The organism is Mesorhizobium sp. M8A.F.Ca.ET.208.01.1.1 (assembly GCF_004791315.1).
In the GTDB taxonomy this organism is placed as follows: domain Bacteria; phylum Pseudomonadota; class Alphaproteobacteria; order Rhizobiales; family Rhizobiaceae; genus Mesorhizobium.
This window is the reverse complement of record NZ_SRUT01000003.1, coordinates 31,610-50,901: the sequence shown is the minus strand read 5'-3', so window position 1 is coordinate 50,901 and position 19,292 is coordinate 31,610. Positions and strand designations below refer to the sequence as shown.

15 protein-coding genes and 1 pseudogene are annotated in these 19,292 nt (G+C 60.1%); 4 read left to right on the top strand and 12 right to left on the bottom strand.

The window, feature by feature from the left end:
- Nucleotides 1-307: 307 nt before the first annotated feature.
- The 8 genes from EN851_RS17005 to EN851_RS16970 form a co-directional block, all read right to left on the bottom strand.
- A complete protein-coding gene (locus EN851_RS17005) occupies nt 308-1,024 on the bottom strand; it encodes an ABC transporter permease (RefSeq protein WP_135929633.1) in 717 nt (238 codons plus the stop codon).
- Nucleotides 1,021-1,734 carry an ABC transporter permease subunit gene (locus EN851_RS17000; RefSeq protein ID WP_127276466.1) on the bottom strand — a complete coding sequence of 238 codons (714 nt, stop codon included), beginning with the start codon at nt 1,732-1,734 and terminating at the stop codon, nt 1,021-1,023. The genes EN851_RS17005 and EN851_RS17000 overlap by 4 nt, the downstream gene beginning before the upstream one ends.
- Before the next feature lie 76 nt (nt 1,735-1,810).
- Nucleotides 1,811-2,608 carry a transporter substrate-binding domain-containing protein gene (locus EN851_RS16995; protein WP_135929632.1) on the bottom strand — a complete coding sequence of 266 codons (798 nt, stop codon included), beginning with the start codon at nt 2,606-2,608 and terminating at the stop codon, nt 1,811-1,813.
- Between the two features lie 69 nt (nt 2,609-2,677).
- On the bottom strand, nt 2,678-4,687 hold the full coding sequence (locus tag EN851_RS37700; RefSeq protein ID WP_135929631.1) for a DUF2817 domain-containing protein: 2,010 nt from the start codon (nt 4,685-4,687) through the stop codon (nt 2,678-2,680).
- A 22-nt stretch (nt 4,688-4,709) separates the two neighbouring features.
- Nucleotides 4,710-6,221 carry an FAD-binding oxidoreductase gene (locus EN851_RS16985; RefSeq protein WP_135929630.1) on the bottom strand — a complete coding sequence of 504 codons (1,512 nt, stop codon included), beginning with the start codon at nt 6,219-6,221 and terminating at the stop codon, nt 4,710-4,712.
- Nucleotides 6,218-7,339: a histidinol-phosphate transaminase gene (gene hisC, locus EN851_RS16980; protein WP_127873496.1), complete on the bottom strand. Its 1,122-nt coding sequence runs from the start codon at nt 7,337-7,339 to the stop codon at nt 6,218-6,220. Before hisC ends, EN851_RS16985 begins: the two co-directional genes overlap by 4 nt.
- Nucleotides 7,340-7,386: 47 nt before the next feature.
- Nucleotides 7,387-8,514, bottom strand: a complete 1,128-nt coding sequence (locus tag EN851_RS16975) for a 2Fe-2S iron-sulfur cluster-binding protein (protein ID WP_135929629.1) — start codon at nt 8,512-8,514, stop codon at nt 7,387-7,389.
- Complete coding sequence (locus EN851_RS16970) at nt 8,511-9,551, bottom strand: aromatic ring-hydroxylating dioxygenase subunit alpha (protein ID WP_135929628.1); 1,041 nt, start codon at nt 9,549-9,551, stop codon at nt 8,511-8,513. Before EN851_RS16970 ends, EN851_RS16975 begins: the two co-directional genes overlap by 4 nt.
- 122 nt (nt 9,552-9,673) lie before the next feature.
- Between EN851_RS16970 and EN851_RS16965 the strand changes: the two genes are divergently transcribed.
- Nucleotides 9,674-10,594, top strand: coding sequence for a LysR substrate-binding domain-containing protein (locus EN851_RS16965; RefSeq protein WP_135884072.1), 921 nt, complete (start codon nt 9,674-9,676; stop codon nt 10,592-10,594).
- A gap of 522 nt (nt 10,595-11,116) precedes the next feature.
- A complete protein-coding gene (locus EN851_RS16960) occupies nt 11,117-12,457 on the top strand; it encodes a calcium-binding protein (RefSeq protein ID WP_135929627.1) in 1,341 nt (446 codons plus the stop codon).
- 347 nt (nt 12,458-12,804) lie between these two features.
- On the opposite strand, the gene EN851_RS16955 is transcribed toward EN851_RS16960, so the two are convergent.
- The 4 genes and pseudogenes from EN851_RS16955 to EN851_RS16945 form a co-directional block, all read right to left on the bottom strand.
- Nucleotides 12,805-13,242, bottom strand: coding sequence for a hypothetical protein (locus tag EN851_RS16955; RefSeq protein WP_135929626.1), 438 nt, complete (start codon nt 13,240-13,242; stop codon nt 12,805-12,807).
- Nucleotides 13,243-13,794: 552 nt separating this feature from the next.
- A pseudogene (locus EN851_RS37200) lies at nt 13,795-14,250 on the bottom strand (IS630 family transposase); the annotation flags it as partial.
- 156 nt (nt 14,251-14,406) lie between these two features.
- Nucleotides 14,407-15,033, bottom strand: coding sequence for a Crp/Fnr family transcriptional regulator (locus tag EN851_RS16950; protein ID WP_189522182.1), 627 nt, complete (start codon nt 15,031-15,033; stop codon nt 14,407-14,409).
- Nucleotides 15,034-15,440: 407 nt separating this feature from the next.
- Entirely contained in the window at nt 15,441-16,043 is a 603-nt protein-coding gene (locus tag EN851_RS16945; RefSeq protein ID WP_135929625.1) for a hypothetical protein, read from the bottom strand.
- A gap of 406 nt (nt 16,044-16,449) precedes the next feature.
- Between EN851_RS16945 and EN851_RS16940 the strand changes: the two genes are divergently transcribed.
- Together EN851_RS16940 and EN851_RS16935 are read left to right on the top strand one after the other, a co-directional pair.
- On the top strand, nt 16,450-18,546 hold the full coding sequence (locus tag EN851_RS16940) for a polysaccharide biosynthesis tyrosine autokinase (RefSeq protein ID WP_127276027.1): 2,097 nt from the start codon (nt 16,450-16,452) through the stop codon (nt 18,544-18,546).
- A 14-nt stretch (nt 18,547-18,560) separates the two neighbouring features.
- Nucleotides 18,561-19,115, top strand: coding sequence for a transcription termination/antitermination NusG family protein (locus EN851_RS16935; protein WP_127276026.1), 555 nt, complete (start codon nt 18,561-18,563; stop codon nt 19,113-19,115).
- The last annotated feature ends 177 nt before the right edge of the window (nt 19,116-19,292 follow it).

Genomic DNA, 19,292 nt, shown 5'->3' with positions numbered 1-19,292 from the left:
ATTAGGAGATTATTAACTCTACTGGAGAGGAGGCGTCAACGCCCAACTTTGGAGGACAGTTAATATTCGAAGTCAGATGCGGCATGAGTTCACGGCCTGGTGCACAGGTGACGGCTCGCGGAGCCTGCCTGACGCCTCCGAGAGAGATAACCCACGCCCGGCCCAATCGTGGGCACTGCGAAAGAAAAAGCGACTGACATAGCCGTCAGCGCCACAGCTATGGTGGGCGATCCGTCATGCTTGCCCGCCAAGGCTAATGAAGGCGGCCAGATCGCGAGGAATGAGCTTTAGACAGCGTCATGAGACGTCAGATCGATTTGAGTGCGGTCGATTTCTGGCTGGAGGACGACTCATGCCTGGTCAGAGAACGCTCGATGGATCGGATGATCGCGATCAGCAGCAGATTGATCACGAGGTAGAGCACGCCAGCAATTGCGAAAATCTCGAAGATCGCGAAGGTCTGGCTCATCAACCGCTTGGCGTAGCCGGTGATTTCGAGCACCGTGATCGTCGAGGCAAGGCTGGTGCCCTTCACCACAAGGATAAGCTCATTGCCATATGCTGGCAGCGCCTGGCGGATGGCGAGCGGGAACTCGATGCGGCGGAACCGCAGCATGCGCGACATGCCGCATGCCTGGGCCGCCTCGACGAGACCGACCGGAACCGATATCAATCCGCCGCGCAGTATCTCGGATGTGTAGGCGGCCGTATTCAGCGCGAGTGCCAGGACGGCGCAACGCGATCCGTCGCTGATCACCCACCACAAAACCGCGTTGTCCTTGATCAGCGAAAGCTGGCCGAGCCCGTAGTAAAATAGGAAGATCTGCACCAGCAGCGGGGTCCCGCGAAAGACGTTGCTGTAATATTTGGCGAAGCCCGACAGGAGCCAGTTCGACGACAGCCGCATAAGCGCCAGTCCGAGGCCCAGATTGAAGCCGATCAGCACCGAAACGAAGGTCAGCGCGGCTGTGACCCACAGGCCCTTGAGCAGAACGGGAACCGCAAGCTGGATGAGGTCTATCATACTGCTTTTCTCGTCCGTAGCCTGAGCAGGCGTTCGATCCCGTCGAAGCCGGCCTGGCTTACAAGCGTGATGGCGAGATAAACCACCGCCGCAATCAGGTAGAAGATGAACGGGTGGCGGGTGGAGTTGGCGCCGATGAAGGAAATGCGCATCAACTCCTGAAGGCCGACCACGGAAACCAAAGCGGTGTCCTTGATCGTCGTCTGCCAGACATTGTTGATGCCGGGAACGGCGATGCGCAGCATCTGCGGGGCGATGATGCGGCGGAAGATGCGTGCGCCCGGCAGCCCGAGCGCTCGAGCTGCCTCGATATGCCCATTGGGGATGGCGCCGAGCGCCCCGCGCACGACCTCGGTCGAATAGGCCCCGGAGATCGCGCCGATGGCGATGACCGCGATGACGAACGCATAACCGCTTTCCGCAACTCCGGCATAGCCGAAGGCAGTCACGACCTTGGTCACGAATTCAACCGAACTGAAAAACAGCAGGTAGATGATAAGCAGTTCGGGCACGCCACGCACAAGCGACGTATAAGCATCGACCACCAGCGAAAGTGGAAATATCCGGGCCCATTTGATCAGCCCGCAGACAATGCCGATCACCAGACCGGCCGCCATGCTGACGAAACCCACAAGGATTGTGATCGCCGCGCCACGCAGGATGACGGTCACCCAACCCGCTTCCCAAACTTGCCAGAGACCGAATTCCATCTGAGTTGCCCTAGTCTGTCTTGCCAATGAGACGCATGCGCCCGGCTGTCCGGGCGCATGCCAGAATTCCAAGGCGTTATTTGCAGGGCCGGGAAATGTCCGTCTTGAACCATTTCTGGCTGGCCTTGCCGACCGAGCCGTCGGCGATCAACTCGCAAAGCGCCTTGTCGATCTTGGCCTTGAGCTCGGTGTTGTCCTGCGCGATGCCGACGCCGATGCCTTCGCCAAGCGTCGGGTCGAACGTGCTCTTTATCTCAACACCTATCAGCTGGAAGTTCTTGCCATCCGGCTTGTCCAGAAAATCCTGCAAGGCGGATTGATCGGCGAAAGCCGTGTCGATACGGCCGCTCGCCAGGTCGATCTGCATCTGATCGAGCGTGTCGTAGGTTTTCAGGTCGGCATTCGGCGCACGCTTCTCGAGGAAATGCGCGTGCGTGGTGCCAGCCTGCACGCCGACCTTCTTGCCATCGAGCGATTTCAGCAGCGTGTCGACGTCGGTGATGGCGGCGAGATCAGAACCCTTGGCCGCGACGAACATGTTGGCCAGTTCGGCATAGCCGACGCTGAAGTTGATCTCCTTCTTGCGATCGGCGGTGATCGACATGCCCGAGATGATGACGTCGAAGCGCTTGGCCTTCAGCGCCGGGATCAACCCGTCGAAGGCCTGCACCACGAAATGGCAGGTCACGCCAAGTTTGGTGCATAGCAATGCGCCGACATCGGCGTCGAAGCCGGTGACGTTGCCGTTGGCGTCGGACATGCTCCATGGCGGGTAGGCGCCTTCCGTACCAATGGACAGCTCGCCTTCGGCCGCCCATGCGCTGCCCATGCTTCCCGCCAGACAGGCGACAAGCGTCAAGACTTTCAGTTTCATATCAGTTCCCCTTCTTGTTGATCTTCATTGCCGTTGTCCGGTGCGAGCCGAACGCTTCGAGGGCTTGCTTCACAGTGTCCGTGCCAGGAATTGGCGCAGACGCTCCGAGCGCGGGCTGCCGAACAGCTCCGCCGGCGCACCCTCTTCCTCCACCTTTCCCTGGTGGAGAAACAGAACCTTGTGGGAGACCTCGCGCGCGAACTGCATCTCATGCGTCACGAGGATCATGGTGTTGCCTTCCTCCGCCAGTTGGCGGATCACCCGCAGCACCTCGCCGACCAGCTCGGGGTCGAGCGCCGATGTCGGCTCGTCGAAGAGGATGACCTTGGGCCGCATCGCCAGCGTGCGGGCAATCGCCGCCCGCTGCTGCTGGCCGCCGGACAACTGGCCGGGATAGTGGGCATGCTTGTCGGCGAGCCCGACCTTCTTCAGCAGGGCATGCGCGTGTTCGAGGGCCTTCTCGCGAGGCTCCTTCAGCACATGCCGGGGCGCTTCGATGATGTTCTCCACCACCGTCATGTGCGGCCACAGATTGAAGTTCTGGAACACCATCCCGACCCGGGCGCGGATGCGTTCGACCTGCGCCATGTCGGCCGGCCCGAGACGGCCGTTCGACAGCGGCTTCATCTTGATGAGTTCGCCGTCGATGGCGACCTTGCCGCCATCCGGCTGTTCCAGAAGATTGATGCAACGCAGGAACGTGCTCTTGCCCGAACCCGACGAGCCAATCATGGAAATGACTTCGCCGGCATGGGCGGTGAGATTGACGCCCTTCAACACCAGAAGCGAGCCGAAGCTCTTGTGAAGCTCGTCGATCTGCACTGCCGGCGTCGTGATCTTCGCTTCGTCAGCAGGCGTCGGATCGGCCACAGCGGCCGGAGCGGTTGGCGGCGTCTGTTCGCGCCTTATGGCCTCGTCCTGGGCTACCTCGACAGTCTGTAGCTCGGCCAGTGCACGGTCGAAATAGCGCAGGCTGCTGGACAGGCAAGTGCGCTGCCAATCCGGATCATCGGGAATGAAGGCCGAGCGCAGCGTCTCCCGGATTCGCTTGCCCAGCGGCGAATCGAGCTTCCCGAACAGATGCAGCCAGTTGTCGGCTTGCACCGCTTCCATGACCGAGGGGCCGTCCAGCGTGCCGCATTCGACGACAAGCGGCAGCACGCGCGCGTCCGGCATTGCCTTGCGGACGGCGTCGGAGACATAGCCGGTCGCCGTCGCAGCGATGCCGGTGCCGGTCTTGGCGCCCGGGCCGGTCAGCACGGTCGACAGCGCCGGCCCGAAGATGGATTTGCCCCAGGCAAGGCCAGCATGCTCGGAACTCGCGACCGAAAGCAGAGCCGGGTAGCCGTAAGGCCCCGCCCCCGTATGCAGGTCGAAAACGATGACCTGGCGCGCCGCGCCGGCAAAAGCCTTCAGGATCTCGTTCAGCGTCCTGTTCGACCAGACCGGGCCGCCACCGCCGTAGAACATCCCGTCGGCGAATTCATACTGGCCGGCCTCGACGATCGCCGCCAGCCCGGCATGCCCAAGCCTCTTGCGCGCTGCGGCAAGTTTCTCGTCGGCCGCTGTGCGGTCCGGCCCTGCCCATTCGCGGTATGCCACGGCGTCGTGGAGGCCGGCATAGCCATTGTTGACCGGAGCGCCCGCCGACCAGTCGATGAAATTGCGGTTGAGGTCGACATTGTCTTCGTTGACGCGCCGCGACCACGCCGTGCCCCAGGGATTGATGAGGTGGATGGCAAGGATCGCCATGTCGTCAGGCAAGCGCCGCAGGTTCTTCTGGCCGAGCCAGGCGGTCTGGCAGGTCGAGCCGAACGGCCCCTCGACACCATGCGTGCCGGAAATGAGCACGATCAGCTTGCGCGCGTCGCGACGGCCAAGCAGTGCCACATCCGTCGCCAGCGGCCCGCCATCGGGCCCGTTCAGCGGATGAACATATTCAGACAGCTCCGCGCCCGCCCGCTCGGCCGCTTGGCGAAATTCCTGGCGCAAGGCGCCGAAATCAGAGGCATAGGCCGGGGCCAGCTCGTCATGGCGCTTCGTCGATCCCAATGGACGGCTGGCGGTCAATCCGTTCATTCCCTGTGATTCCGGCATGGGGTTACTCATCGGTGAGGTTGCTCACGTTCTTAAAGCTGCCGGAATGAGATGGCCTGGAAGACCGAACGAACCAGGCATCGCGGGGAAGCACCTTGTCGGGGTTCATGATCGACTGATCGTCCAGCACTCGTTTCACCCGCTCCATCACGGCGAGCTTCGTCGGGTCGGCTGTCGCCAGCAGGGAATGGATGCGCTTCGACCCAACACCGTGCTCGGCGGAAAAGGAACCGCCAATCTCCCGGAGCTGTTGATACAGGACACCCTCGACACCCTCGGCAATTTCGGGCGCCAGCGGACCCCGGCGGTTGAGGATGATATGCAGGTTCCCATCGGCCAGATGTCCGAAGATATAGGGAGCCAGACCGGGTTCGATCGCAGCGAGCTTAGGCAGGATTCTGTCGAGATATGCTGGAATTTCCGACAATGGCACCGACACGTCGAAAGAAGGCGCATCGGGATGGGCGCGATAGAGCACGCTGGTGTCCTCGCGCAGCCGCCACAGGTCGTCCTCTTGCCGCCGCGAGCCGGCGATGATGCCGGTCGCTTCGGGATAGCGCTCCATTACTTCCGAATAAATCCGCTCGAAATCCTCGCGCAGCGCCTCTTCGCGCGCGCCGCCAAGCGACAGCAGCAAGAACAGCGGCTGGTCGAGCGGCACGCCTGGTTCGGACCATCCATGCGCGGCGGCGGCCAGACCGAAATACGAGGTCCACATCGCCTCGGCCGCGCGCAGATGCCCGGCCTCCGATTCAAGAGCCAGGCGAATGGTCCGCAGAGCAGCCTCGACCGATGGCAGCCCGAAAAGCGCGGTGGCGCTGGCTAGCGGCGAAGGGTCGAGCTTGACGACCACGCGGGTGACGATGCCGAGCGTGCCCTCGGCGCCGATGAAGAGATGTTTCAGATCATAGCCGGCCGAATTCTTCACCACCCGGGTGAGATCGGAATAGACCGATCCGTCGGCCAGAACGGCCTCGAGGCCAAGCACGCGGTGGCGCATCACGCCGTTGCGAAAGGCCATCACGCCGCCCGCATTGGTGGACACCATGCCGCCGATCGTTGCCGAGCCGCGCGCGGCAAGATCGATGCCCGGTTCCAGCCGGTGTTCGCGCGCGGCCTCTTGCAGCGCTTCAAGAGTAACGCCGGCGTCGACGACGGCCACCCGCTCGACAGGATCAAGCCGCTCGATGCGGTTCATGCGCGTCATCGAAAGGACGATCTCGCCTGGCCGCGAAACACTGCCGCCGACCAGGCCGGTCTTTCCACCTTGCGGCACGATCGCGATCCCGTTCTGGTGACAGATGCGCGCCACCGCCGCGACTTCACCGGTCGATAAAGGCGCAACGACGATGCCGGCGCCACAATTCGCGCCATTCGAGCCAAGGTCGATCGCCTCGGTATCCTCTCCGGTGCGCACATTCGAAGCGCCGACGACATCGCGGAGCGCGTCGACAAACGACAACGGCACCGCCTGGTCGATCCAGTTCGTTTGCCCTTGGGGCGCGAGGCCGGTCATCGTCCCACCAATTCCTGAAGTGCCGCAATCAGCCGGTCATTGTCCGCCGGCAAGCCGATGGTGGCACGCAGATAGCGTTCGTAGCCGGCTTCTCGCCACGCCTTGACGATAATCCCCTGCTTCAGAAGATCGGCGGCGAGGCTCGAACTATCACCCTTGCAGTCGAAGAACAGGAAGTTTGTCTGCGACGGCGCAACCCGGAAACCAAGGCCAACAAGAGCGGTGGCTGTGCGCACGCGCTCGGCCCTGACCCGGCTCGCCGACGCCTTCATCCAGCTTTCGTCGGCGAGTGCCGCGATCGCGGCGGTCTGTGCCGCTGCGTTGACGTTGAATGGCGTCTTGGCAGCGGCGATCACCCGTGCCAGTTCGAGGCTCGAACAGACGGCATAGCCGACGCGCAGCCCCGCCAGCCCATACGCCTTCGAAAACGTCCGCAGCACCACATGGTCGATGCCGTGACCGCGCAGAACCTCGATGCCGTCGGGCGCACCTGGATCGGCAAATTCGAAATAGGCTTCGTCGAGGACAAGAAGCGTGCCTGGCCGCACGGCGCCGATCAGCCGTTGCAAGCCGGAATGGTCGAGACCGGGTCCGACCGGGTTCCATGGCGAGGATATGAAAACGATCCGTGGCCTGGCGGCGATCGCCGTTTCCAGCGCGGCAAGGTCGAAGCCCATTCCAGGCGTCATCGCAACCTTGACGACATCAGCCCCCACTGCCAGCGGCTCTATCTCATGCAGGCCGAAGCTCGGCACCGTGGTGACGACGGAGGCGCCCGGCACCAGGACGGCGCGCGAGATGGCGGCGATCATCTCCTCGGAGCCGTTGCCGGCAACGATCAGGCCGGGATCGACCGCCAGTCTTTCGCCAAGCACTGCCCGCAGCGCCGTGCAAGCCGGATCGGCATAGCGCCATGGTTCGAACGATGACGAAGCCAATGCGGCCATGACGGCGGGAGAACAGCCGTCCGGGTTCTCATTGCTGGCCAGCCGGGCGATGTCTTGGCGGCCACTCAGCGCCCGCGCCATCGCTATGTTCATGCCGGCATTGTAGGGCGGCAAGGCGGCGATATGCGGATTGAGCGGCAGGCTCGACACTGGTTTGACCGACTGTTCCAAATTCCGACTTCCGTTTCCCCGCGCCCATACGCGGCATCGCGATCTTGTCAAATATCCAGGACGATTGATCCGCTCGGCCTGGAGCAGCACAGCAGCACTTCGCCTGCCCCAAGCTCGTCCAGCGGTTCTTCGAAATAGGCGACGTCACCCGAGACCAGCCGCGACTTGCATGTGCCACAGATGCCCGACCGGCAGCTGAATTCCGGTTTCAGACCGTGATCCTCGGCAAAGTCGAGCAGCGATGCGGCGGAGCCGTCCCAGATGGCCTTGAGTCCCGATTTTCGGAACTTCACGGTCGTCGCCTCGTCTGTCGGCACGATCCTTGCCGGCTGCGCAACAACCGCCGAGGTCCGAAATGCATCAGGCTCAAGCACCGTCGACGGACCGAAAAATTCGTAGGCAATGCGGTGCTTCGGCACGCCAAGCGCTCGCAACATGGCGTAAATCGCCTGCATGAACGGCGGCGGACCACAGAGATAGAAATCATAGTCGTCGATCGGCAGCAGGCGTTGCAGCACGTCCCGCGAAATCATGCCTTCGCTGTGGAAGTGCTGCTTGGCTTTGTCGCGTTCGGACGGAGACCGATAGCAGTAGTGGGCGGTCAGGCCGGGCCGTGTCGCGACAAGGCCGCTCACCTCGTCGCTCAAGGCATGCACGTCGCCATTCTCGCAAGCGTGGACGAAGAGGGCACGGCGGTCCGGCATCGAAGCCAGCGCATGCAGCATCGACACCATCGGCGTCAGCCCGACGCCGCCGCTGAGCAGCACGACCGGACGGCTGCTCGCCTTGTCGAGCACGAAATCGCCGCGCGGCCCTTCCGCCTGAAGGACGTCACCGACGTCGATCCGGTCATGCAGGAAGCATGAGCTTATCCCATCAGGCAGGCCAGGCGCGGATGCTGCTTCCCGCTTCACGCTGATCCGGTAGCGACCCTTGCTGGCCGGAGAACAGGAGACGCTATAGTTGCGCAGCACATATCCCTTTTCGCCTGCCGCGTGCGGCACGGGTATCTTGAACACCAGGAACTGGCCCGGCTCGAAATCGCGCCAGTCCAGTGGATTGACCGGTTCCATGTGGAACGACGTGATGATGGCGCTTTCGCGCACCTTCGCAACCACCCTCAGGTCGCGAAACCCGCTTCTTGCGATGGTGCCGCGAGCGGTGAATGCGTTCATTCGGCGGCCGCCAATTGCTGGCTCTCGCTGGCGATCAGCTTGGCCAGGTTGCGGCGAAAACGCAGCGGCCCGACATCGATCTTGAGATCGAGATTGGGCGTGCGCTTGTTGGCCATGCCCTTGTGCACCGCGTTGAGCACGGTGCGGTCCTCGTCGAAAGCGCCGCGCACGGAGGTGGCGAACCGGCGCGACACCTCCAGATCGTCGGGAGCGAAATTGCGCATCTGGAACCAGTAATATTTCGTCTGGTTCTCATCGACAGGCGTCATGAAATTGTAACTGTCCATGAGGAACACGTCCTCGTGCAGCGGCTTGCCTTCGCCGCCGGTGCGTGCCGGCACGAAGATCGCCTTGATGATAGCGTTGGACGGGTAACGCACCTCGTAGTGCTGCTTGCGGTCGCAATTGCCGGAGAATTTGAGGAAGGGTGCATAGAAGGGCGCCGGTGCGGCATCGACCACCCAGCGCCATACCGTTACGCCGTCTTCGCCCACGGTGGTTTCGAGCGGCGCATCCTCCATGGCCTGGACACCACCGAAGGAGGACTGATGGACCCAGGACACATGCGAGGGGTCGAGCAGGTTATCGGTCATGTAGAGATAGTTGCAATCGAGCGCCATCGACTCGCCGCGGTTGACGCCCCATGCCGGGTCGCCCCAGTGATCGACAGCGAAAATCAGGTCGGGATCGGCCTTTGCCGCCTCGCCCATCCAGATCCAGAGCAAGCCGTAGCGCTCGGCAATCGGATAGGAACGGACACAGGCGACATGAGGTATCTTTTCCGCGCCCGGCACCCGCGTGCAGGTCCCCGTGCTGTCGAAGGTCAGGCCGTGATAGCCGCACTCGACCGTGTCGCCCTTTATGCGACCCATGGACAGCGGCAGCTTGCGATGCGGACAGGCGTCTTCGAGCGCCGCTACCACGCCATCGGTCCGGCGGTAGAGGACGATATCCTCGCCAAGAATCCGGGTCGACACCAGCCGGTCGGCGACCTCATGGTCCCACGCGGCAACGTACCAGCAGTTTCGAAGAAACATGGCGTCCTCCCAGCTTGTGAACCCCCAAACGAATATCTTGCGGATCCTGGACGACATAGGGCTTGCATCTGCGTTCTATTTTAGAAAAACTAAATCAAGCTGACCCCAGGATCCTTGCCCAGGTGAACAAGACGCCGCCGCTGCGTGCGATACAGGCCTTCGAGGCCTTCGGCAGACGCGGCAGTATGACGGCGGCCGCGACCGAGCTTGGCGTCTCCGTTGGCGCGGTCAGTCAGCAGATACGCAAAGCGGAAGAGGCCCTCGAGGTCAGGCTGCTGGAACGGCGCGGCAGAAGCGTCGCCCTCACAGCGCTGGGACGTGTGTATCACGCGGCGGTTTCCCTCGGATTCGACCAGATTCGTGCGGCTCAAGACATCATCGATCGCGCCCAGTCCGCGAACACGCTGACAATCTCCTGCCTGCCATCGCTGGCCAGCAAATGGATCGGCCCGCAATTGCTGGATTGGCAGATTGCACACCCGGGCGCGACGGTACGTCTGGTCGGCGCGGAGACGGAACCCCGATTGGATACTGAAGGGGTCGACTTCCGCATTTCGTACGGCGAGAAGTATCGCGATTTCAACCACTATATCGAACTGTTCACGGATTGGGTGGTGCCGGCATGCTCACCGGCGCTGCTGGCAAGGCACCCGGTGCGCAAACCCGCCGACATTCTCGACCTGCCACTCCTCAGCATCGAATGGGCTCGCGACCACCGCTCACCGCCCAGTTGGACGGAATGGGCAGCAAGCATCGGAGCGATGTACCAAAAGGCTTCAGGTGAAGTCGCCTTCTCCTTGTCGAGCGCCGCTATCGATGCCGCGACGAATGGAAGAGGCGTTGTGCTGGCGCAGCTATCAATGGCCGCCGAGGATATCGCATCCGGCCGCCTCATCGTACCTTTCAATCAACGGCTCAAATTGTCTCAGGCCTATTTCCTTGCCTGGGACCGTGCAGCTCTGGAAAAGCCCTTCGGCCCGGAACTGCGCGCGTGGATCGTGTCGAATTCCAAGCGGATGGGCGCAGCTTTAATGGCTAGCTGATGTCCTCAACTGTTCACTCCCACTCGATTGTCTTTGTCCCTATTAGGTCATTGATCGCTGACATGCCGGACTGCAGGCGGTATCGCGTGATCGAGATGCGCTCGGGCGATCGATCCTCAATCACGCCAGCCCGAGCCGGGCGACGACGAGCAGAACCACCCGCTGGTTGATTGAACCTAGCCCTCTACTCTGCTTTCGTCGGGACCGTCATCCTGATGCAGGTGCCGCGGCCTAACAGTCTGCTGGCATGGCCGGTTGGCTTCCGCGATCGCGTGACAACTGGGATGTCACCAGTGTTAGCCTTTCGCTGGGGCAAGCCGTCGCCTACTCGACGTTGTAGCGCAACCATTCGAGCAACGTGACCGGGGCGGGTTTCAGACGCCTCTCCGGCACGAGCCACCGTGCGGGACCTGTTACATTTTGTGATTTGCACGATACCGCTGACGGGCGTTCTGATGAATGGAGGCCTTTCCGGCTTCAGGCACTTGGCGGAAAGGGCGGGGGTGTGAAAGGTGGCCAACCATGGCCCAGGCAAGTACCATTGTCTTAAGCGGCGATTATGGCTACACCCAGTATAAGGCATCCGGCCTGCCCGCCGACACCATTATCGATGCCACCGACGCCTCGTGGATCGTCGCCAATCAGGGAAGCCCCATCAACCGCTATCCCTTCTCGATCGTCGACCCCGGCGACAACCTCCTGGTTTTTGGCGGCACGATCAACGGCACCGTCTCCCAAACCGGCGACTGGGAGAACATTTACGTCAACTCCGCCGCAGTCCGTATAAATTCAGCCCACAACTTTGTCATCGACGATTGGACGGTTACCCAGCCCTGGGATGGCATTCGTGTCGGCGGCACTGGCCACTTCGTCATCGAGGACAGCTATGTCGGCTACTCCCGAGACGACGCGGTCGAGGACGATGACGTCATCAGTGGCACGATCAAGGATTCCCTGTTTGACAACGTGTTTTCCGGAGTGAGCCTTGGTGACGGTGAAGTGAATGGGCATAACAACACGGTCATCATGGATGGCATGCTTCTGGGCATGAAAGAATACCTTCGCAAAGGCGAGATGACCCACGGCTCGCCGTTCAAACTCGACAACGGCACAGGCGCTAACGATATCTCGCCAAGCCTGCACTTCATCGACTGCGTGGTGGCGATCACCGACGTGCACCACAACGGCATGGGGCGGCTGCAGCACGCCTGGGACAAGACGGTCGAGTCGCACGGCAATTACTACCTCAACCTCTCTGACACGCCGCTGCCGTCCGATTATCCAATGCCGCCCGCCGGCTGGACGGTCCTTCAAGGCCAGGCGGCCCGCGATTACTGGGCCAATGCCAAGGCGGTCTGGCATGCGGCCCATGACGGGATCGACCAGCCACCGACACCGCCGACCGACCCGACCAAGGGAACTACCGGGAACGACACTTTTGTCGGCACTGGCGCGGCCGATAACTATGATGCCCTGGCTGGTAACGACATACTGTGGGGCCGAGGTGGCAACGACGTGCTCCACGGAGGCGCCGGCAAGGACACCTTCGTGTTTGACACGGCCTATGGCCCTGGCAATGTCGATAGGCTCCCGGACTTCCACGCAGCGGACGACGCGCTCTATCTCGACAATGCCGTCTTCACCAGCCTCGGCCCCGGTTCCTTGTCCAGCCCGACGCAGGTGAACTCGTCGTATTTCGAGTTGCGCGAACACGCCACCAGCCATAACGACTACCTGCTCTACGACCGGACCACGGGCATCCTGTACTATGACCCCGATGGCTCGAGATCGGCCCCTCAGGTGGAAATCGCCCACCTACAGGCCGGGGCGGCCCTGACCTATCATGACGTGTACATCATTTGATCGCCCATGCGATCGCACATGGCACTACGAAGCGCGAGCGCGTCACCGCTGGTGTTCCAGTTGCCACTAACAGCGATCAAAAATAGCGACGGATAGCGCCGATCTAGTAGATCTGCACAGAGGTTACGACTCTTTGGAAATCGGCTTGGGATAGACTTCGACCAGGCGCTCCCATGCAGCCCTGTCTGCGACGAGGAGATCCTAGCTGTCGATGCGACGATCGAGGCACCCCGAGCCACAACCACCCTTGCTCTCCTTTGGCAAAGGGGAGACCTGGCGAGTTCCAATTCGCAACCGAAGGCGATTATCCGGACCGAGGGTGGACGTCGGCTAAGAAGCGTGCGCGACTAGTGCTCGCGCGCAACCAGCCAACCAGATACTAGCCGGCCGAGTGGGCCGATGATCACGCTTGTCCAGGTCGTGGCGCGCTCTCGGCGGTCTTTGCATTCTTGACGGATCATATTTTGGACTTCAGAGCAACCAAGTGGCGTCAGTATCCAGCTGTCAAGCTGAGACGATTTTCTCCACGTTGGACTGTTGTCGTCCGCGTAGCCAACCGGGAGATTAAGACGCTCCGCCTTCCGGATCAGTCGCCGGGTTTTTATCTCCGCAATCTGTTCATAATATAATAACGTTTCCCAATAATGTCGGTACTCGGCCTTTTCCCGCTCCGCAGGCGTGCAAGCATTTGTCAGGTCGATGTTATAGGCGTGGTCGAGCGTCCTGATGGTTAGCCGGTACGCCATGACCTCCAATAAATCTTTGATTTCTAATAATATCGTCATACGACATCCCCGAGCCATCGTGTCCAAAAAAAGAACGCTACAACCTCCTATGACGTTCAGTCCATTCCACTACTTGGATGAACTTAGAAGGCAAAAGAACTAGATAGCGAGTAACATCGGGACGATCTGGTTCTCGAAAAGCTCCGGCTCGCCAAAAGCCGCCACGAATCGGCGATAGCAAAGACAAAGTGGTCTCGCCAGCAAGGCCGGTTAAATCAAGAAGGTATCGGCGAAGCGGAAGACGAAAACCAACTTCAAGTAACAGCCGTTGCTTAAGAGCGCATTTTTCCCTTACCGGCCAACGACCGAACAATCCTGACATCGGCGCTACACTGGCACCACCGATAGGATTAATTGCGCATTACCTAATGTCCCCTGTAAATTGACCGGTGCGGGTGCGTACTTAAGCCCGCCGCAGTGGCCGGTGCGGTCCTCACGTCCCCGGAGGGCTGCCCGCCGCACCGGCCATTTTGCCTACGCTTTGGTTAGCGGCGACGTTCGCTTTGGCCTCGATGCGCTGGGCCGCCAGCGCCCAGCCCCTGAGCGGCGACTGTTGGTCTTGGTCCAGGTCTCATCAATGAAGACCCGTCGCGTGGATCGATCCGGCCCCGATATTTCATCCACTGCAGCCGCCGTCGTGCGACATCGGGGCGATTCTGTCCGTTGGCGATCAGCGTCTTTTTTGTGAGTGAGCTTCTCGGCATGCACGAACTCCCATACCAATCGGTAGTCGACCTTCAGACCAGCTCGGCCACAAGGCCGCGCAAGGTGAAGCCCGGTCGTGAAAGCGCTCGATCAAGCTGTTGGGCCACACTCCCGAGAGTTTCTTCGGTTTGTAGCCGCGGACCTGGCGAGGCGCCGCACTGCCAGTCTCTTCGACACGCTATTAGCCACGCTATGGCCCCGCTGTAGCTGACGCTAAAGCGCGCCGTGGCGGCGCCGCGACAGCCCTTCCATCTTGACCGCGGCAACAACCCGCCCGCGAAAATCCATCGAATATCCTGCCATCCCGACTGGCCTCCTCCAGTATGAATGTTGAATCAGAGCAAAGGTGATTTGCGAATCTCACGACTCCATCCCGCTCTAGCAAGAGAGTCCGGGGCACCGAAGCACATACCCGCGAGGAAGCGCCAGTTGCGGTTGAGACCAGAACTAAGCTTGATGTCAGCTCGAAATGTAAGACCGATCAAATCCGGCCGTTTTTATAAGTTCCGCGTGGTCATGCAACTCGACCACACCATTGCGGAATGAAGCCAGTCCACTTTCCCGCAAATCCTTCAACACGCGACTTACATGCACAGCCGAAAGCCCCAACGCGTCGGCCATCTCGGCTTGGGTCAGCGGGCATTCAAAGCGGTCCGGATAACTCGTTGGCGATCGATGTGCCCGGCAGCCCAGTTCGAGAAGAAGATGCGCCGTGCGTTCGACAGGTCCCCGTCTGCTGACTCCTGCCAGATGTTCCGCAACCCTTGCGTACCGCCTTACCTCAGCCAGCAGGATAGCCTCGCAAATGGACTGCGGGTAGCGCGAAAAACAAGTATGGACAGGACCGGTCAGCTCGATCGCGGTTACATCGGAGAGCGCAGTTGCCGTCTCGCCCCCTTCGCCGGAGAACTCGATCAAGGCAATTTCGTGAGGAAGCGCGAAATCAACGATGAGACGCGAGCCATTCCGCAACGTTTTGCCGAATGCCGCCCAACCCGCAGTCATAACCAGGATGGAGGATTTGGCCTGATGCTCGCGTGCAATCGTGGTGTTCGCCGGATAGAGGCGGCGCAAAGCCCCCGGCAATACTGAGATTGTCCTTTCCCAACTCGCGTCGGCAAGCGCGGGTCGCCTCTCCAATTCAAGAGCCTGCTTTGATAAGCCCATTTGTCTTGATTACCCCACTCCGCGATCGTCCCTCCGATCAATCTGCAGCTTCAACCCATTAATTACACAAACGTTCCGCCTATCTTTTCATCCAAATGGCGTCGCGGCCTACCGCCATGGGATGCTACCCTACCACCTTGGGGGTACTTGTACCATGCAGAAGGTTCTCAGCCCACTTTACTGGATGGGCTTCAGCAAGTTCCCGTGGCCTGCCGGCATTCAACGCCGCCAGTCGAACTTGTCCTTTGGCTGCTGCGCCCCGGCGGACCATCACGGCTACTTTCACGTCCCTTCTTTGGTTGAAAACCCTCGCCAAGCAGAGCTGCTCAACTTGAAAGCAGCCGCGTTCGATGCCCTTCAGAAAGCACGTCGGGTCCTGCTGGTCGCGTTGATGCCGGAAGCGCGGATCCCACTGGCGGATCGGGCGGTTGCAACTCTTGCCAAGGCGGACTGGGGATCGCCTGCGCCGTGCTTCCGGGACTCTCCGTTGCACCTGCTGTAACGACTTGCTCCATTGTGCTGGCTGCCGGTTTTCGGCGCGGGTAAAGCCGCGAGGGACGCCTGGCATTGTAAGTCTGCCGTCTTTCCTCGGCAACTTCCAGGTCATCGATTGCGGATATGACCGATGCAAGACGATCCTCGATTTGGCTAAGACGCCTGCGGGTGGAAAACAGGGCGACTGAAACCAGCAAACTGTAGGCAAGTACGACAATGACTGCTCCTACGGGAGTTTCGATGCCGAACACAATTAAAGTACCAGCTCCAATAAAAACGGCAGGAGCTCCATAGCCCAGCAACCTGTCTTTCTTCATAGGAAGCATCAACGGCCAGGTTGCGGACAGCATAAGAATGGCTGCCGGTCTGTTGATCACCCAATCTAAAAACCCCGGAACGATTTCGCTGAGAATATCCATATCAACCTCAAGCAAGACACGGCCGGCTGCTTTGTTGTCGTCAGGAAGTGCAGGCTCTCCTGCGCGCCCTGGACGCTGCGGCGCCTTAGACCTTGCGGAAGCGCGATCTATGGTCCCGGCGACATCCTAAAGGTCTGGAAGGCTTGTCGGGTAGACCAGATCAACCTTTAGCCGATTTACTACTCAATAATGGTAATGGCGGGGATATCCGCGAAGCTGTTATGTTTCCAACTGACCGGCGACGCGATCGCTCGGTGGGCGGGAAAAGAGCGACTGCACATGCCGGATGGCGGGACGCGAACCCTTACATTTCACGCGCTCTGAGCGCTTACACGCAACTGCCCGAACTACTTTGAAGTGAAGCAAATTCAGCCGACGCTGGAGGGGCGGGAGTTGTGCTGTTGATTGCAAGGATTCGGAAATGGCAAGTTCAATTGACAGTCCGACCATGACCAGAGAATTACTGCCGCTCGACGTGCGGGAGATTCTTGATTTCTTTCTCCGCCGCTGGAAGCTGGTGTGCAGCATTGCTGCGCTCACCTTCGCCGCATTTGTCGCCGCCGCCTATCTCCTTCCACCATCCTACACGGGCGTCGCACAAGTGTTACTTGACGCCCCGATAGACTATATGACTCCGCAGGATTATTCGAATTCTGATTTTGCCGACAATTCAACATTTATCGAAAGTCAGATTGCGGTCCTGAGATCCACCTCGCTCCTTCAGAAGGTGGTCGACAGTGAAAAGCTGACGGAAGACCCAAAGATCGGACCGGGGGCATTAATATGGCTACAGAACGCCCTTGGAGTTTCGCGCGTTGGATTGGCGGATGTTATCGAGATCTCGGTGACCGCCTATGACCCGGGGAAAGCAGCATCGCTGGCGAACGCAATCTCCCAGGCCTACCTCGCTGATCGAGTAAGGTCCCGCTACGAAGGGGCCAAGAAAGCGTCCACATGGCTCAGTGAGCGGGCCACATCTCTGCGAGCGGAATTGAGCCTTTCGGAACAAGCCGTCCAGAAGTTTCGGATCGATCACAATCTATTGGCGACGCCAGCAGGCAGTTTGACTGACCAGCAGCTGTCTGAATTGAATGTCGCATTAATTACTGCACGCGCCGAATTGTCGGAGAAACGGGCGCAATATCAACAAGTTGACAAATTGCTGACCAGCGGAGGCGACATCCAGTCGATGCCGGACGTCTTGCAGTCCGTAGTTATCAGCGCGCTTCGGGCCCAGATCGCTGGAGTGACACGGCGGGAAGCCGACCTCAAATTGAAATACGGCGATCGGCATCCGGATGTCCTGGCGGCGCAAGCCGAGCGCCGCGACATCGAGGGGCAGATTACCGCCGAAGTCCAGCGTCTCATCGGCAATCTGAAGAATGAAGTGGACGCTGCCGAGGCCCGGGAAGCTTCTCTCAGCCGAGCCTTGAATTCGGTATCCAACCGATCCGAAGTCGAAGGTCAGGTTGGCGTGCAGTTGCGCGACCTGGAAAGGATTGCCGCCGCGAACAAGGAGCTGTTTGAGACATTCCTTTCACGCGCCAAGCTCACCGAGGAGAAGTCTACCCTGCTGAACAGCGGCGTACGCGTGATAACCGATGCGGTTGTTCCGGGTTCGCCAAGCTTTCCGAACAGGCCTCTATTCGCGGCGTTGGGACTTGTGCTCGGCTTCTTCGTCGGGGGGGCAGGGGCAGTTCTTCGTGAACTTTTCGCTTCCGGCTTCATGGCAAAGAAGCAGATAGAGGAAGAGCTGTCCGTTCCGGTTCTTGCATCCATCCCACGGATGGCGGGCTGGTCGAGAGACGCCCATTCCCAAGCCCAACCTGTGGCCTATCTCGAGCGCAGACCACTATCCAGGTTTAGCGAAGCCGTGCGGCGGCTCCGCCTGGGCATCGATGCGACGCCCGAACAGGCCCGCTTGCCGCGCCTTATGCTGGTGACATCGGCGATGCCCGGCGAAGGAAAGACAACCTTGGTATTGAGCTTGGCCTGCTCCGCAGCGGCCGACGGCGAACGGGTTCTGGTCGTCGATGCGGACTTGCGGCTTTCGGCCACCACGGCCTTCTTCGGCATGGTAGACAAGGTCGGGCTGGTCGACCTTCTGACATTGCCGGTGAAGGCAGCAAACGCAATTCATCGGGACGAACGCTCGGGGATATCCCTACTCCCTGCCGGCGCAAGGACCCGGAACCCGCCTGCCCTTCTTGCTTCGGCGCGGATGCGCTCGGTTTTCGAAGAGCTTCGCGGAAAGTTCGACACGGTGATCATTGACGCACCACCTGTTGGAGCCGCGGCCGACGCCACGATCCTGGCGCGGTATGTCGACAAGGTCCTCTTTGTCGTGAAGTGGCGCGAAACTTCGCGCGAGGCCGTTGCAGAAGGGATTCGACACCTTGGCGGTCGGTCGAAGATTGCCGGCATCGCCTTGACAATGGTGGACGAACCAAAGTTGCCAAAATATGGCCGCTACACGTCCATCGAAAGTAGTGTTTCGGACAGTTACTATCTCAACTAGAGAAATATTTCGCCATGCAGCACGCTGAATTATACCAGGATCGCTTCCCGGTAGGAAAAACTTACGGCGGGGACCCTACGCGTTGGTACGTGATCCAGACGCACCAACATTCCGAGAGCTTGGCGGAGCGGCACCTGCTATCGCAGAACTTCCGAACATACCTGCCCAAGCGAAGGCGAACCGTTCGCCACGCTCGCATTGTCAGAAACGTCGCAAGTGCGTATTTCGACTGCTATCTGTTCGTCTCGCTGGCTGCTCAGCAGAGTTGGTACCCGATCAACTCAACCGTCGGCGTGCGAAAACTTGTCATGAGCAAAGGGATGCCGGTCCCGGCACCATACGGTGTGATCGAGTCCTTGATAGCCGCAACCGACGAGGACGGAATTTTGCACCCCGATATCTTATTGAGGCCAGGTCAAAGAGTTAGAGTCATAGACGGGCCGTTTTCGGAGCAGCTTGGCGTTCTTGATCATGTCGGAAGTGCTGGAGCGGTAAAAATTCTTCTTGATATAATGAACCGTTCGATTCAAATCACGATCGACCGAGATAAACTTTCGATTATATCCTGAATTCTATCCGTTATTTCTCGTATGATATTTTTTTCTCGGACGATGCCGAAACTATCCGGCGAAGGAAGGATGAGTTGGCCACCCAATTCACCCTCGATGCGGCAGCTTGCAAGGCGACGTCCGAGGCTGCAGCCCGGCACCGAAAACATCGGGGGCTGCGTCTCAACGAAATCAGCG

Bases quoted from the DNA above. Each gene is read 5' to 3' on its own strand.
- EN851_RS17000 (WP_127276466.1), bottom strand. From the start codon at position 1,734: ATGGAATTCGGTCTCTGGCAAGTTTGGGAAGCGGGTTGGGTGACCGTC.
- EN851_RS16975 (WP_135929629.1), bottom strand. From the start codon at position 8,514: ATGAACGCATTCACCGCTCGCGGCACCATCGCAAGAAGCGGGTTTCGC.
- EN851_RS16985 (WP_135929630.1), bottom strand. From the start codon at position 6,221: ATGACCGGCCTCGCGCCCCAAGGGCAAACGAACTGGATCGACCAGGCG.
- EN851_RS37700 (WP_135929631.1), bottom strand. From the start codon at position 4,687: ATGAACGGATTGACCGCCAGCCGTCCATTGGGATCGACGAAGCGCCAT.
- EN851_RS16940 (WP_127276027.1), top strand. From the start codon at position 16,450: ATGGCAAGTTCAATTGACAGTCCGACCATGACCAGAGAATTACTGCCG.
- EN851_RS16960 (WP_135929627.1), top strand. From the start codon at position 11,117: ATGGCCCAGGCAAGTACCATTGTCTTAAGCGGCGATTATGGCTACACC.
- EN851_RS16995 (WP_135929632.1), bottom strand. From the start codon at position 2,608: ATGAAACTGAAAGTCTTGACGCTTGTCGCCTGTCTGGCGGGAAGCATG.
- EN851_RS16970 (WP_135929628.1), bottom strand. From the start codon at position 9,551: ATGTTTCTTCGAAACTGCTGGTACGTTGCCGCGTGGGACCATGAGGTC.
- EN851_RS16955 (WP_135929626.1), bottom strand. From the start codon at position 13,242: ATGACGATATTATTAGAAATCAAAGATTTATTGGAGGTCATGGCGTAC.
- EN851_RS17005 (WP_135929633.1), bottom strand. From the start codon at position 1,024: ATGATAGACCTCATCCAGCTTGCGGTTCCCGTTCTGCTCAAGGGCCTG.
- EN851_RS16935 (WP_127276026.1), top strand. From the start codon at position 18,561: ATGCAGCACGCTGAATTATACCAGGATCGCTTCCCGGTAGGAAAAACT.